The 14,758-nt window shown below is 75.1% G+C and carries 14 protein-coding genes; 5 read left to right on the top strand and 9 right to left on the bottom strand.

Translation table 11 applies throughout. From position 1 onward, the window contains the following. Positions 1–14 precede the first annotated feature (14 nt). The 4 genes from ACI780_RS07750 (at position 15) to ACI780_RS07735 (ending at position 4,036) form a co-directional block, all read left to right on the top strand. Positions 15–1,547, top strand: a complete 1,533-nt coding sequence (locus ACI780_RS07750; protein WP_457001993.1) for a Mur ligase family protein — start codon at positions 15–17, stop codon at positions 1,545–1,547. Positions 1,548–1,624: 77 nt separating this feature from the next. Beyond that, positions 1,625–2,629 (top strand): pirin family protein, encoded by a 1,005-nt coding sequence (locus ACI780_RS07745; protein ID WP_457001990.1) that lies wholly within the window; start codon positions 1,625–1,627, stop codon positions 2,627–2,629. 10 nt (positions 2,630–2,639) lie between these two features. Beyond that, entirely contained in the window at positions 2,640–3,611 is a 972-nt protein-coding gene (locus tag ACI780_RS07740) for a pirin family protein (protein ID WP_457001988.1), read from the top strand. Further along, positions 3,608–4,036: a PPOX class F420-dependent oxidoreductase gene (locus ACI780_RS07735; protein WP_457001986.1), complete on the top strand. Its 429-nt coding sequence runs from the start codon at positions 3,608–3,610 to the stop codon at positions 4,034–4,036. The genes ACI780_RS07740 and ACI780_RS07735 overlap by 4 nt, the downstream gene beginning before the upstream one ends. Before the next feature lie 39 nt (positions 4,037–4,075). On the opposite strand, the gene ACI780_RS07730 is transcribed toward ACI780_RS07735, so the two are convergent. Further along, positions 4,076–4,834 carry a VOC family protein gene (locus ACI780_RS07730; protein WP_457001984.1) on the bottom strand — a complete coding sequence of 253 codons (759 nt, stop codon included), beginning with the start codon at positions 4,832–4,834 and terminating at the stop codon, positions 4,076–4,078. Positions 4,835–4,935: 101 nt separating this feature from the next. Continuing rightward, positions 4,936–7,023 (bottom strand): TPM domain-containing protein, encoded by a 2,088-nt coding sequence (locus ACI780_RS07725; RefSeq protein WP_457002158.1) that lies wholly within the window; start codon positions 7,021–7,023, stop codon positions 4,936–4,938. Between the two features lie 123 nt (positions 7,024–7,146). Between ACI780_RS07725 and ACI780_RS07720 the strand changes: the two genes are divergently transcribed. Continuing rightward, the gene (locus ACI780_RS07720) at positions 7,147–7,503 is read left to right on the top strand and encodes a Rieske (2Fe-2S) protein (RefSeq protein ID WP_457001982.1); all 357 of its coding nucleotides are present in this window, start codon (positions 7,147–7,149) and stop codon (positions 7,501–7,503) included. Positions 7,504–7,563: 60 nt separating this feature from the next. On the opposite strand, the gene ACI780_RS07715 is transcribed toward ACI780_RS07720, so the two are convergent. The 7 genes from ACI780_RS07715 to ACI780_RS07685 all read right to left on the bottom strand — a co-directional run bounded on the left by ACI780_RS07715 (position 7,564) and on the right by ACI780_RS07685 (position 14,746). Continuing rightward, on the bottom strand, positions 7,564–8,718 hold the full coding sequence (locus ACI780_RS07715; RefSeq protein WP_456869041.1) for an ABC transporter ATP-binding protein: 1,155 nt from the start codon (positions 8,716–8,718) through the stop codon (positions 7,564–7,566). After that, positions 8,715–9,785, bottom strand: coding sequence for an ABC transporter ATP-binding protein (locus ACI780_RS07710; RefSeq protein ID WP_457001980.1), 1,071 nt, complete (start codon positions 9,783–9,785; stop codon positions 8,715–8,717). Before ACI780_RS07710 ends, ACI780_RS07715 begins: the two co-directional genes overlap by 4 nt. Before the next feature lie 4 nt (positions 9,786–9,789). Then, positions 9,790–10,731, bottom strand: coding sequence for an ABC transporter permease (locus tag ACI780_RS07705; RefSeq protein WP_457001978.1), 942 nt, complete (start codon positions 10,729–10,731; stop codon positions 9,790–9,792). After that, complete coding sequence (locus tag ACI780_RS07700) at positions 10,728–11,732, bottom strand: ABC transporter permease (protein WP_456869044.1); 1,005 nt, start codon at positions 11,730–11,732, stop codon at positions 10,728–10,730. The genes ACI780_RS07705 and ACI780_RS07700 overlap by 4 nt, the downstream gene beginning before the upstream one ends. A gap of 97 nt (positions 11,733–11,829) precedes the next feature. Continuing rightward, on the bottom strand, positions 11,830–13,542 hold the full coding sequence (locus tag ACI780_RS07695; protein ID WP_456869045.1) for an ABC transporter substrate-binding protein: 1,713 nt from the start codon (positions 13,540–13,542) through the stop codon (positions 11,830–11,832). A 228-nt stretch (positions 13,543–13,770) separates the two neighbouring features. Further along, positions 13,771–14,370, bottom strand: coding sequence for a recombination mediator RecR (gene recR, locus ACI780_RS07690; RefSeq protein ID WP_456869046.1), 600 nt, complete (start codon positions 14,368–14,370; stop codon positions 13,771–13,773). A gap of 34 nt (positions 14,371–14,404) precedes the next feature. Continuing rightward, complete coding sequence (locus ACI780_RS07685) at positions 14,405–14,746, bottom strand: YbaB/EbfC family nucleoid-associated protein (RefSeq protein ID WP_456869047.1); 342 nt, start codon at positions 14,744–14,746, stop codon at positions 14,405–14,407. Positions 14,747–14,758 lie beyond the last annotated feature (12 nt).

Raw genomic sequence — 14,758 nt, 5'->3', positions numbered from 1 at the left:
CTATCGTCCGGGGAGTGCGCCTCCCCGCGGTGACCTGGTCGTCCGTCGAGCGCCGGGCGCGCACCGTCCCCGGCGGGCCGGTCACCCGGTCCGGCGGGGACGACGGCCTGAGGCTGCGCGGGCTGGTCACCGACTCGCGGCGGGTCGTCCCCGGCTGCCTGTTCGCCTGCGTGCGGGGCGCGGCCAGCGACGGGCACCGGTGGGCCGCGGCAGCCGCCCGGGCGGGCGCGGCGGCCCTGGTGACCGACCGGCCGGTCGAGGTGGCCCTGCCCACGCTGTCGGTCCCCTCGGTGCGGGCCTGGCTCGGGCCGCTGGGCGCGCTGCTGGCCGGTGACCCCGCCGACGCGCTGGGGCTGGTCGGCGTCACCGGCAGCAACGGCAAGACCACGACCAGCACGCTGGTCGGCGGCGTCCTCGAGGCCGGCGGCACCTGCACGGGCGTCGTCGGCACGCTGGGCGCGCGGGTGGGCGCCCGCACGCGCCGCACCCCCCTGACCACCCCCGAGGCCCCAGAGCTGCACGAGCTGCTGCGCTGGATGATCGACGCCGGCGCCCGGCGGGCGGTGGTGGAGGCCTCCTCCATCGCGCTGGACATGGGCCGCATCGACGGCCTGCGCTTCGCCGTCGCCGTCTTCACCGGCTTCGAGGAGGACCACCTCGACCACCACGGCACCATCGAGCACTACTGGGCCAGCAAGGCCCGGCTGTTCGAGCGGGACCGGTCGGCCGCCGGGGTGGTCGTCGTCGACGACCCCTGGGGACGCCGGCTGGCCGAGCAGGCGCCGGTGCAGGTGACACGCGTGGGGACGGCGGAGGACGCCGACGTCCGGGTGCTCGGCTGGCGCACCGGGGCGGCCGGCACGGAGGTCCTGCTCGGCGACGACACCGGCGGGCACCGGGTGTCCAGCCCGCTGGTGGGCCGGGTGCACGTGACCAACCTGGCCGCGGCGTGGGCGACCGGGCGGGCCCTGGGCGTCCCGGCCGACGCCGTCGCCGCGGGCCTGGCCGCCACCACCCCGCCGCGCGGGCGCAACACGGTGCTCGGCGGGTCCGGGCGGCCGGTCGTCGTCGTGGACTACGCGCACACCCCGCGCGCCCTGGCCGCGGCCGTCGCGACCGCCCGGGACCTGTGCGGCCCCGGCGGGCGGCTGCACCTGGTGCTCGGCGCCCGGGGCCGCCGCGACCGCTACAAGCGGCAGGGGCTGGGCGAGTCCGCCCGGGCCGCCGACGTGGTCTGGCTGACCAACGAGGGCAGCCACGGCGAGGACCCCGCGGCGATCATCGGCGAGCTGCGGATCGGCCTGCTCGGGGGCACCGCCGCCGTCCGGACGGTGCCCGACCGGCGGGCGGCGATCCACGCGGCGGTCCGCGCGGCCGGCCCGGCCGACGTCGTCCTGGTCGTCGGCCGCGGGCACGAGACGCGGATGCTCGACACCACCGACCCGCGCGACGCCGTCCACCTGGACGACGCCGAGGTCGCCAACACCGCGCTCATCGTCGAGCACGGCCCGCCGGCCGCGGCGGACGAGGACGAGCTCGCCTCCTGACCCGCGACGCGGGAACACTGCGGGCCCGTCCGGTGCTACGGTCGCCACCAGTTGAACACTCAACCAGGAGGCCGGCCATGCCCGCCGTCACCGTCGAGGACACCACCACCCTCCCCCGTGTCCCGCTGCCCGCCCCGCGCACCGTCCGCCGCCGGACGCGCACGGTGACCACGGCGCCGTCGGGCCTCGAGGGCGAGGGCTTCCCCGTGCGCCGCGCGTTCGCCGGGGTGGACCTGCGCGACCTCGACCCGTTCCTGCACATGGACCAGATGGGTGAGGTCGAGTACGCCCCCGGTGAGCCCAAGGGCACCTCCTGGCACCCGCACCGCGGCTTCGAGACCGTCACCTACATCATCGACGGCACCTTCGAGCACGCCGACTCCCACGGCGGCGGTGGGACGATCAGCAACGGCGACACCCAGTGGATGACCGCCGGCGGTGGTGTGCTGCACATCGAGCGGCCCCCGGAGGCGCTGGTCGCCAGCGGCGGCCTGTTCCACGGCCTGCAGCTGTGGGTGAACCTGCCGCGGGCGCAGAAGTGGGTCGAGCCGCGCTACCAGGACCTGCGCGCGCGGGAGTCGGTGCTGCTGGCCAGCCCCGACGCCGGCGCCCTGGTGCGGGTCATCGCCGGCGACGTCGGCGGGCACACCGGCCCGGGCTCCACCTACACGCCCATGGCGATGGTGCACGCGACGGTCGCGCCGGGCGCCGTCCTCGACCTGCCGTGGCGGCCGGACTTCAACGCGCTGGTCTACGTGCTCTCCGGCGCGGGCTCGGTGGGCATCGACGGGGCGCCGGTGCGCACCGGGCAACTGGCCGTCCTCGGCCCCGGCGACACCGTGACCGTCCGCGGCGCGGTGCACCAGGAGTCGCGGACGCCGGCGCTCGACGTCGTCGTCCTGGGCGGCCGGCCGATCCGCGAGCCGATCGCGATGTACGGCCCGTTCGTGATGAACACCCGCCAGGAGCTGGTCGAGGCCTTCGACGACTTCCGCGCCGGGCGGCTCGGCTCGGTCCCGGCGGTCCACTCCTCCCCCGCCGTCCCGCACGCCGGGGTCCACGGCGAGGCCGGACAGGAGTAGGAAGCCGGTCATGAGCGACACCGAACCGCGCCCGACCCCGCGGGAGGTGGGCGGGCTCGACGCGACCTCCGCGGGGCCGGCCCTCGACCTGCTCCCCGGGCGGGAGGTGATGCTGGGCCCCGGTACCCCGGTGCGGCGGCTGCTGCCCACCCTGGGCCGGCGGATGGTCGGCGCCTGGGCGTTCGTCGACCACTACGGTCCCGACGACGTGTCCGGCAGCGCCGGCATGCAGGTCACGCCGCACCCGCACACCGGCCTGCAGACGGTGTCCTGGCTGATCGAGGGCCGCGTGCACCACCGCGACTCCCTCGGCAGCGACGTGGTCTTCGGCCCGCGCGAGCTGGCGCTCATGACCGCCGGGCACGGCATCGCGCACGCCGAGCAGTCGCCGGTGCCGCACCCGCGGTTCCTGCACGGCGCGCAGTTGTGGGTGGCGCTGCCCGACGCCGCCCGCGACACCGCACCGGCGTTCGAGCACCACGCCGTCCTGCCCGGGTTCACCTCCGACGGGCTGACTGCCACGGTGCTCCTGGGCGGCTTCGGCGGGGCGACCTCCCCGGGCACGGCGCACACCCCGATCGTCGGCGTCGACCTCGACCTCGCCGCCGGGGCCGACGTCGAGGTGCCGCTCGAGCCGGACTTCGAGCACGCGCTGCTCGGCGCCGCGGGCGGGGCCGAGGTCGAGGGCGCGCCGCTGTCACACGGGGCGATGGTCTACCTCGGCACCGGCCGTCGGTCGGTGCGCATCCGGACCGACGCGCCCGCCCGGCTGCTGCTGCTCGGCGGTGAGCCGTTCGCGGAGCGGCTGGTCATGTGGTGGAACTTCGTCGGCCGGTCCGGCGAGGAGATCGTGGAGTACGCCGAGCGGTGGAACGCCGAGGACGAGCGGTTCGGCGCCGTCCCGGGGTTCGCCGGGGACGAGCGCCAGCTCGCCCCGGCGCTGCCGCCGGTGCCGCTCAAGGCCCGCGGGAGGGTCCGGTGACCGTCGACGACCGCATGCTCGAGTTCCTCGCCGGGCGCCGCTGGGGCGTGCTGGCCACCGTCAAGCGCGACGGCCGGCCGCAGCTGTCCAACGTCGGGTACGCCTACGACCCGTCCGAGCGGCTGTTCCGGGTGTCGGTGACCGCCGACCGGGCGAAGACCCGCAACCTGCAGGCCGACCCGCGGGTGACCCTGCACGTGTCCTCCGACGACTTCTGGTCCTGGGTGGCCGTCGAGGGCACCGCGGAGCTCACCCCGGTGGCCGCCGACCCGCACGACGCGACCGTCGACGAGCTGGTCGCCTACTACCGCGGGGTCTCCGGCGAGCACGAGGACTGGGACGACTACCGCCGGGCGATGGTCGCCGACCGGCGGCTGGTGGTCCGCTTCCGGCCCGAGCACACCTACGGCCAGGTCCGCGGCTGAGCCGGCCGGTGCCGCGCGCGCACCGGCCGGCCGCGGCACTCAGCTCCCGGACTCCTCCATCACCGAGAAGCCGGCGCCCCACGGGTCCTGCACGACGGCGAACCGGCCGAACTCGGTGTCCTGCGCGGCCATGGTGACCTTCCCGCCGGCCGCCTCGACCGCCGCCACCGTCTCGTCGGTGGACGCGACCGAGAAGCAGGTGGACCAGCCCTTCGGCGCCCCCGGCGTCACCCCGCCGAGACCGCCCAGCGGGCGCTCGCCGGTGGCGAACGTCGCGTAGCCGCCCATGCCCTCGAGCTCGTCGAAGCGGAAGCCGAACACCGCGGCGTAGAAGGCCTGCGCGGCGGCCGGGTCGTCGACGGCGGCCTCGTTCCACGCCAGCGACCCGGGCTCGTTGTGGACCTCGACGCCGGTGTGCGTGCCGGCCTGCCAGAGCCCGAACTGGTTGCCCTGCGGATCGCGCGCCACGACCATCGTGCCCATCGGCCCGACCTCCATGGGCTCGACGACGACGGTGCCGCCGGCCGCGCGGATGCGGTCGCAGGTGGCCGCGGCGTCACCGGCCGCGAAGTACGTCGTCCAGGAGGGCGAGGCGCCCGGCTCCATGAGCGGGCCGAGGCCGGCGGCCTGGTGGCCGTCCTTGAGCGCGTTGACGTAGCCGCCGAACTCGGGTGAGTCCGCCGTCCACTCCCAGCCCAGCAGCGAGCCGTAGAAGGACTTCGCGGCCGCGACGTCGGCGGCGCCGTAGTCGACCCAGCAGGGCGTGCCGTCGGGCCAGGGGGTGTTCCGGGTGGGCATGGCTCCTCCTCGGGGAGTGCGGGGAGGGCACCGTCCCACCGGGCACCGACACTCCGGCAGGACCCTGTGTGCACTTCCGCGGAAGTGCACACGAACGGGCGTCAGAAGCGGCCGCCGCCGGAGCGTCCGCCGCCGCCGAAGCCGCCGCCACCCGACCGGCCGCCGGAGCCCCCGAAGCTGCCGCCCCGCGGCCGGCCGCCCCCCAGACCACCGCCGAAGCCGCCGCCGAACCCGCCGCCGCGCATGCCCCCGGCGAGGATGCCGCCGAGCACGAGGCTGCCGAGGTCCACGCCGCCGCGACGGCCGTAGCCGGGCGCGTACCCCGGTCCGTAGCCACCGCCGTAGCCACCGCCGTACCCCGGTCCGTAGCCACCGCCGAACCCGCCGCCGTAGCCGGACGACCACGTCGCCACGTCGGACTGGGCGAGCTCCAGCGCCTGCCGGGCGAGCTGGTCGGCCAGCTGGGCCTCCCGCAGCGCGCCCTCCGGGTCGCTGCGGCCGACGCCGACGGCGGCGTCGAGGTGGCGCTGCGCCTCGGCCAGCCGGGTGCGGGCCTCCGGACCGACCGCGCCGCGCCGGGTGGCGACGAAGTCGGCGGCCGCGGCCACGGTGGAGCGGGCCCGCAGCAGGGTCTGGTCCAGCGCGGCCGCCGCCCGGCGGGCGCGGGTCTGCGCGTCGCGGGCCACGGCCAGCGCCTGCTCCAGCGCCAGGCCGGCCTCCTCCAGCCGGCGCAGCGCGGCCAGCGGGTCGGGCAGCCCGCCGCCGCCGGGACGCACCGCCTCGTCGGCGGCGGCCAGCCCGGCCTCGGCGCGGGCCACCTGGGGCCGCAGCCCGCCGGCGTCGCCGGAGGCCACCACCGCGCGGGCCTCGGCGAGGTCCTCCTCGACCTCGGCGCGGACGGCGGGCAGCCGCGCGGCGGCGTCCTCGAGGTCGCGCTCGAGCCGGCCGACGGCGTCGAGCAGGGTGCCCACCTGGGCGACGGCGTCCTCGGCGGCCCGCAGGTCACCCACCGCCTCGCCCGACCACCCGGCCTGCAGCGCCTCCCGGGCCTCCGCCGCCTCGTGCTCGGCGGCGGCCAGCCGGGCGCGGGCCTGCTCGACGTTGTCCGCGACCGGGGCCAGCGCGGTGTCGGCGTAGCGCCGTCGCAGCCGGGCCATCCGCTCCTCGTCCTGCGGCAGCCGGCCGTGCAGGGCGGTGATCCGCCCGCCGAGACCCTCGAGCACCTGGGGAGCGGTGCGCTCGAGGTCGCGCAGCTGCTCGAAGGCCTCCGCCTGCTCGTCGAGGCGCGCGTCGGCGGTCGAGGTCAGCGAGAGGATCTCGGCCAGCATCGCCCGCTGGGTGGGCTCGTCCTCGGGCACCTCGTCGTCGAGCTGCTGGCGCAGCGTGAAGGCGCGGGTGAGCTCCTGCCGCGACTGCGCCAGGGCGTCGGCGAACCCGGCCACGGCCGCCTCGCCGTACTGCAGCCGGGCGAAGTCCAGGTCGAGCTGGGAGGTCTTCACCGCCTCGTCGAGGTCGAGCAGCGCCGCGCTCGCCCGCCCCTGCAGCTCCGCGGTGGGGACGCCGGCGTGCGGGTCGGGCCGCTCCAGCCGGGTGGTGGGCGGCGGCTGCGCGTCCCGCCGGCGCCGCCGGGAGCGGGTCACCAGGTAGGCGCCACCGCCGAGGACGGCGATCCCCCCGACCACCGCCAGGGTCGTCGCCCCCGACCCGTCGCCGCCGGTGTCGCCCGACCCGCCCGCGCCGGAGGCGGCGCCGATCCCCTCGGCGAAGGCCACTCCCGCCGCGGCCCAGTCCCCGGCCGCGAGCTCGGGCTCGACGTCGCGCGCGAGGAAGTCCTCGACCTGCGCGTCGCTCTGCGGGAAGCCGTCGTCGACCCAGTAGCCGTACTGCCGGTCGCCCACCGCGACGGCGAGCAGCACGTCGCTGCCGCCCAGACCCGAGAACTGGGCGGTCCGCGCAGCCCACTCGCCGGAGTCCAGGCCGTCGAAGGAGGACACGTAGACGACGAAGGCCTGGGTGCCGTCGTCGGCCTGCCGCTCGTCGACCGCCTGCTGCACCCGCGACACACCGCCGCCGTCGAGCGCGCCGACGAGGTCGGTGACCTCGCCGGGCACCTCGAGGGGCTGCTCGGCCAGCGCCGGTCCGCCGCCGGCGAGCACCAGGACCGCCGCGACCGCGAGGACTCCCACCATCCGGCGCACGGCCCGACCCTAGGTCGGGCGCCGGGGAGTCGCCGCCGGAACGACGGCGCCGGGTAGGACGGGCACGACCGGGTAGTGGGCTCCTGACCCGGCCCCGGCCCCAGGAGGACCCCCGTGAGCGAGACCGACCGCATCCCCGCCGCCCAGCTGCCCCCGGGGACGGTGGGCCGGGCCGGGTCGTGGGCCGTCGTCAACCGCGACGGGGAGTACTCGGCCGTCTCCCGCCGCTGCCGCCACCAGCTCGCCGACCTGTCGGAGGGCAGCCTGGACGCCGACGGCTGCCTGGTCTGCCCGTGGCACCAGGCGCGCTACGACGTCCGCACCGGCGACATGGTGGCGGGCCCGCGCGGTTTCCTCGGCTACCACGGACCCACCCCGGGCTACACCCAGTTCGTCCGCGGCTACGCGCACCTGCTGCGGCTGCGGGTCAGGAAGGCGCTGCGCCGCGGCGACGACGTCGTGGTGGAGTGACGCCGGCCCCTCGGAGGGACCCGCCGCGAGCCTGGGGGTGGCGGGGGCGAGGGTCCTCCGTCAGCGCCACTCGATCGGCTCGTCGACGCCCTGCACGAGCGCGTCGGACTCCGGACTGGCCACCCCCGTCGGGCGCACGCTGACGCCCTGGGTGGCGGCCACCTCCTCGGCCGACCGGGGCTGCAGCACGCCGTCGCGGATCTCCTCGGCCCAGTGGCAGCTCACCAGGTGCCCCGTCCCGAGCTCGCGCAGCGCTGGGACCTCGTCGTCGCACCGGGTCTCCTGCCGCCACGGGCACCGGGTGTGGAACCGGCAGCCGCTCGGCGGGTTGGCCGGTGAGGGGAGGTCACCGGCGAGCAGGATGCGCTCGCGGCTCTCCTCGACCACCGGGTCGGGCACCGGGACGGCGCTCAGCAGCGCTCGGCTGTAGGGGTGCAGCGGCTCGGCGTACAGGACGTCGGAGGGCGCCTGCTCGACCAGCGACCCCAGGTACATGACGCCGATGACGTCGCTGATGTGCCGGACCACGGCGAGGTCGTGCGCGATGACCAGGTAGGTCAGGCCGAGCCGCTCCTGCAGCTCCTCGAGCAGGTTGACCACCTGCGCCTGGACGCTGACGTCGAGCGCGGAGACCGGCTCGTCGGCGATGAGCAGGTCGGGCTCGAGCGCGATGGCGCGCGCGATGCCGATGCGCTGCCGCTGGCCGCCGGAGAACTCGTGCGGGTAGCGGCGCAGCGCCGCCGAGGGGAGCCCGACGGCGTCGAGCAGCGTGCGGATCCGCTCGGCGATGCCGCGCTTGCCACCGCCCAGGCCGTGCGCGTGCAGCGGCTCGGACAGGAGCGACTCGACGTTCTGCCGGGGGTCGAGGCTGCCCAGCGGGTCCTGGAAGACCATCTGCATCCGGCGGCGCATCGTGCGCAGCGGCTCACCCTGCAGCGAGGCGACGTCGGTGCCGTCGAAGACGACCTTGCCGGCGGTGGGCTCGACCAGCCGCAGGACGGCGCGGCCGAGGGTGGACTTCCCGCAGCCGGACTCCCCCACCAGCCCGTAGGTGCTGCCGCGGGCGATGCTGAGGTCCACCCCGTCGACGGCCCGGACGTGTCCCACCGTGCGGTCGACGACCACCCCCCGCTTGATCGGGAAGTGCACCTGCAGGCCCTCGACCCGCAGCAGCGGGTCGGCGGCGGTGCTGTCGACGGCGGGGACGGCGGTCATCGGGCGGCTCCGGACGCGGTGGCCCCGGCCGGGGACCTCGGGTGCTGCAGGGGGTGGCGGCAGCGCAGCTCGCGGCCGGGGCCGTCGAACTCGAGCGGCACGGTGCTGCCGGCGACCTCGGTGAGGCAGTCGTCCTGGGCGTTGTCGCACCGTGGGGCGAACGCGCACCCCTCGGTCCACGGGATGGCGTCGCGGGCGGAGCCGCGGATGGGGTGCAGCGGGGCGCCGCGGGCGGCGTCGAGCCGCGGCACCGAGGCGAGCAGCCCGCCGGTGTAGGGGTGGCGGGGCCGCGCGAACAGCTCGTGGCGGTCGGCGGACTCGATGATCCGGCCGGAGTACATGACGTGCACCCGGTCGCACAGCCCGGCCACCACGCCCAGGTCGTGGGTGATCATCACCAGCGCGGTGCCGGAGTCGACCACCAGCTCGCGCAGCAGCTCGAGGATCTGCGCCTGGATGGTGACGTCGAGGGCGGTGGTGGGCTCGTCGGCGATGAGCAGGCGTGGGGCGCAGGCCAGCGCCATCGCGATGAGCGCCCGCTGGCGCATGCCGCCGGAGAGCTGGTGCGGGTACTCCTTGAGCCGGCGCGAGGGGTCGGGGATGCCCACGCGGTCGAGCAGGCGGGTGGCCTCGTCGACCGCCTCCTTCTTCGACATCTCCCGGTGCTCGAGCAGCACCTCGGTGACCTGGGTGCCGATGGGCACCGTGGGGTTCAGCGACGAGAGCGGGTCCTGGAACACCATGGCCATGTCCGCGCCGCGCAGCCGGCGCAGCGCCCGGTCGCCGGCCCCGAGGAGTTCGCGGCCGTCGAGCCGCACCGAGCCGCCCACCTCCACGCCACGGCCGGGCAGCAGTCCCATGACCGCCAGCGAGGTCACCGACTTCCCGCAGCCGGACTCCCCGACCAGTCCCACCGTCTCCCCCGGCCCGACGGAGAAGCTGACCCCGTCGACGGCGCGGGTGGGCTGCTCGCCCCGGCGCGTGAACGTGACGGTGAGCTCGTCGACGTCGAGGACGGAGGCACCGACGGTGCCCGCCTCACGGGCCGGCAGCGACTCGATGGTCACCGGGTCACCTCCGGAACTTCGGGTCGAGCGCCTCGCGCAGCGACTCGCCCAGCAGCGTGAAGCCGAGCGCGACCACGATGATGCACAGGGCCGGGTAGATGGCCAGCTCCGGCCGGATGGACAGGAACGCCTGGGCGTTGGACAGCATGGCCCCCCACTCCGGACGGGCGAGGTCGGGGTCGCCGAGACCCAGGAAGGACAGCGCCGCCGCCTCGATGATCGCCGTCGCCAGCGACAGCGTCGCCTGGACGATGACCGGTGACAGCGAGTTGGGCAGCACGTGCCCGAACACGATCCGGCTGCGGCGGATGCCCAGGGCCCGCGCGGCGAGGGCGTAGTCACTGTCCCGCTGGGCCAGCATCGACCCGCGCAGCAGCCGGGCGAAGACGGGGACCTGGGTGACCGCGATGGCGATCATCAGCGACCACTGGTTCTGCCCCAGGAGCACCGAGATGCTGATCGCCATCAGCAGGCTGGGCAGCGACAGCAGGATGTCGACGAACCGCATGACGACGGTGTCCACCCAGCCGCCGAACGCCCCCGCCAGCACGCCCAGCGCCATGCCGACCGTGGCGCCGAGCAGCGTGGACACCACGCCGATGAGCAGCGACTGCCGGGACCCGACGATCAGCCGGCTCAGCAGGTCGCGGCCGAGGTTGTCCACGCCGAGGGGGAAGCCCTCCTGGCTGCCGGGGATGGAGCCCGGCCGGATCTCGCTGAGCAGGTACTGCGCGTACGGGTCGCGCGGGGCCAGGAGCGGGGCGAAGGCCGCGACCAGCAGGAAGACGACGACGATGATGGCGCCGGCGATGGCGACCGGGTTGCGCCGCAGCCGGCGGAAGGCGCTGCGGGTCAGCGAGAGGCCGCCCTCGCCCTCGGGCACCTGACCGGCGCGGGCGGCGAGCTCGTCGATGCGCCGCCGCCGGACGTCCCCGATCGCGGTCACCGGACACGCACCCGCGGGTCGAGCAGACCGTACGAGATGTCGACCAGCAGGTTGATCAGCACATACATCACCGACAGCATGAGGATGAAGCCCTGGAGGACGGCGAAGTCCCGGGCGAATATCGAGTCGAAGATGGCCGAGCCGACGCCGCCGAACGCGAACACGGTCTCGGTGAGCACCGCACCGGACAGCAGTAGCCCGGTCTGCAGGCCGATCGTCGTCGACACCGGCAGCAGCGCGTTGCGCAGGACGTGCCGCCGGCGGACGGTCGCCGTCGCCAGGCCCTTGGCGTTGGCCGTGCGCACGTAGTCCTCGTTCACCACGTCGAGGACCGAGGCCCGGGTGATCCGCACGATGATCGCCAGTGGGATGGTGCCCAGCGCGATGCCCGGCAGCACCAGGTGCGTGAAGGCGTCCCAGGCGGCGTCCCACTCCCGGGTGAGCAGGCCGTCGAGGACGTAGAAGTTCGTGACGCGGGTGGCGTCGATGCGCACCTCCTGGCGCCCGGAGCCGGGCAGCCAGCCCAGCTCGACGGCGAACAGCAGGCGCAGCAGGTAGGCGAGGAAGAAGACCGGGATCGCGACGCCGAGGAGTGACCCGATGACCGACGCCGAGTCCAGCCAGCTGCCGTGCTTGCGGGCGGCCAGGTAGCCCAGCGGGATGCCGACGCCGATCGCGAACACCATCGCGAAGACCGTGAGCTCGATGGTGCCGGGCATCCGCTCGAGGAACTCCTCGGTGACCGGGCGCCCGGTGCGGGAGGAGTTGCCGAAGTCGAGCTGGACGGCGCGGCCCAGGAAGCGCAGGTACTGGACGTAGAGCGGCTGGTCGAGCCCGAACAGCTCGTTGTAGCGCGCGATCGCCTCGGGTGTGGCGCGCTCGCCGAGGGCGGCCTGGGCCGGCCCGCCCGGCAGGGCGCGCAGCCAGGCGAAGAGCAGGAGCGACAGCCCCAGCAGGATCGGGATCAGCTGGAGGAGCCGCCGGACGATGAAGCGGAGCACGCGCTCGGGTCACCTCTCCACGACGGGGCACGACCGGACACGGGACCGGCCGCGCCGGGACAGGACGAGCCTGTCCCGGCGCGGCCGGCGGTGGGGCTCAGTCGCTGAGGGACACCGTCGCGAAGGTCTCGGCGGTCAGCGGGCTGGGCTCCAGGCCCTGGACGTTCTCCGCCACCACGAGCGCCGGCGGGGAGTGCGAGATCGGGACACCGGGCAGGTAGTCCATGATCAGCCGGTTGGCCTCCTGGTACTGCTCGGTGCGGGCCGCCGCGTCGGGCTCGGCGTCGGCCTCGGCGAGCGCCGCGAAGATCTCCGGGTTGCTGAACGACCCGAACTCCGCCGACGCCTGGCCGTTCCCCGCCTCGGCGAAGAACGTGCCGATGAAGTTGTAGGCGTCGTTGTAGTCACCGGTCCACCCGAGCAGGTGGATGTCGGCCTGGCCGGCCTGGACCGCGTTGAGGTAGTCCGGGTTCCACGGCAGCGCCACCGGCTCGATGGTGAAGCCGGCGTCGATCAGGTTCTGGTTGATCACCTGGAACATCGCGGCCGGGTCCGGCAGGTAGGGCCGGCTGACCTCGGTCGGGTAGTAGAACCGCAGCGTCCGGCTGGCCGGGTTCGCCTCGTCGAGCAGCTGGCGGGCCCGGTCGGGGTCGTAGTCGTAGGTGGTGACGTCCTCGGCCCACCCGTCGACGGTCGGCGGCATGAACTGCGTGGCCGCCTCGGCGCCCTCGGGCAGGAGCGAGTTGACGATCGTCTCGCGGTCGATGGCGTGCGCGATCGCCTGGCGCACGCGCGGGTCCTGCAGCGCCGGGTTGGCCTGCGTGCCGGGCACGTTCCCGCCGTTGAAGCCGAGGTACAGGATGTTGAACGGGTCGCGCACCAGGATCTGCAGGCCCTCGTCCTCGAGGGTCTGGTAGTCCGCCGGCGCGACGAAGTCGTAGCCGTCGATCGAGCCGGCCTGCAGCTCCTGACGGCGCGCGTTCGCGTCGGGGATGGTCCGGAAGATGATCTCGTCGAGGAGGGCCGGCTCGCCCCAGTAGTCCTCGTTGCGGACGATGGTCACCTCGCCGTTGCCGCGGTCCCAGCTCTCGAACCGGAACGGCCCGGTACCGACCGGGTTCTCGAGGGAGTACTGGCTGTAGGTGAGCGCGTCCTCCGACCCGGACAGGTTGTCGGCGTCACCCTCCTGCAGCGCCGTCGGGCTCTGGATGGAGAAGGCGGGCAGCGACAGCGCGGCGGGGAACTTCGAGGTGACCTGGGTCAGCCGGATCACCGCGGTGCTCTCGTCGGTGGCCTCGCAGCTCTCGTAGATGCTCGGGGTGTCCGGCGTGCTGGCGAAGCCGCCGAAGACCGCCTGGTAGTAGTACGAGGCGCTGGGGCTCTGGGCCAGCCCCTCGAAGTTGTACCAGCGGTCGAAGTTGAAGCAGACCGCCTCGGCGTTGAAGTCGGTGCCGTCGTGGAACTGCACGCCCTCGCGGAGGCTGAAGGTGTACTCCAGGCCGTCCTCGCTGACCTCGTAGTCCTCCGCGAGCTGCGGCACGGGCTCCGTACCGCCGAGCTCGTTGGTGAACAGCCCCTCGTGGATCTGGCGCGCGATCCGGAAGGTCTCGCCGTCGCTGGCGAACGCCGGGTCGAACATGGCCGGGTCGCCGGCTGCACCGAAGACGAGGGTGCCGCCGGACTGGGCCTCGCCGCCCTCCCCGCCGGAGCCGGAGTCGGAGTCCCGGTCGCTGGAGGCACAGGCGGCCAGGGTGACGGCGGTCAGTGCGGCCGCGGAGGCGGCCAGCACTCGCTGTGGTCGACGCTGCATCGCAGAAGACCTGCCTTCTCGGCCCGTCCTGGGCCGGGTGATCCGTGGTGGACGGCCGTGCCGGCGCATGACCTCCGGACGGCGTGCACAGGGACCCTAGGTCCGGCCTGTGACCTCGATGACAGGGGGATGCGTTTCGACACCGATTCGCAACCTGAGCAGGCCCTCAGCACCCCTCACCCCACGGGGACCGCCCGCCCGCAGGGACCCGCCCGGGGCAGGAACCGTTCAGGCGTCGATGCGGCGGCGGCCCTCGAACGCCCGGCCCAGCGTGATCTCGTCGGCGTACTCCAGGTCGCCGCCCACCGGCAGGCCGCTGGCCAGCCGGGACACGGTGAGCCCCAGCGGGCCGACCAGCCGCGCGAGGTAGGCCGCGGTGGCCTCGCCCTCGAGGTTGGGGTCGGTGGCGATGATCAGCTCGGTGACGGTGCCGTCCATCAGCCGGGTCATGAGCTCCTTGACCCTCAGGTCGTCGGGGCCGACGCCCTCGATCGGGCTGATCGCCCCGCCGAGGACGTGGTAGCGGCCGCGGAACTCCCGGGTGCGCTCGATGGCGACGACGTCCTTGGGCTCCTCGACGACGCAGATGACGTCGGCGGAGCGGCGCGGGTCGCGGCAGATGCGGCACTGCTCGCCCTCGGCGACGTTGTAGCAGGTCACGCAGAAGCGGACCTCGGCCTGCACGCGCTGCAGCGCGGCGACCAGCCGGCCGACGTCGGCGGACTCGGCGGCCAGCAGGTGGAAGGCGATGCGCTGGGCGCTCTTCGGCCCGACGCCGGGCAGGCGGCCGAGCTCGTCGATGAGGTCCTGGACGGCCCCCTCGTACACGGTGCTCCTCGGGGAAGTGGGATCGCGGGCCCGGTCAGGCGCCGGGCAGCCCCGGCATGCCGGGCAGGCCACCGGCCAGCGGGCTCATGCGGTCGGCGGTCAGCTGGTCGACCTGGCGGGCGGCGTCGCGGACGGCGGCCACGACGAGGTCCTGGAGGGTCTCCACGTCGTCGGGGTCGACGGCGGAGGGGGCGATGGTGACGGCGGTGAGCTCACCGCTGCCCGACATCGTGGCCGTGACCAGCCCACCGCCGGCCGAGCCGGTGACCTGCTCGTTCGCCAGCTGCTCCTGGGCGGCGGCCAGGGCCTGCTGCATCTGCTGGGCCTGCGCGAGGAGCGCCTGCAGGTCGGGCTGGCCACCACCACCGGGGAACATGCCCCGAGGGTA

Source organism: Geodermatophilus sp. SYSU D00814 (assembly GCF_054050055.1).
This window is presented reverse-complemented; position numbering and strand designations above follow the sequence as displayed.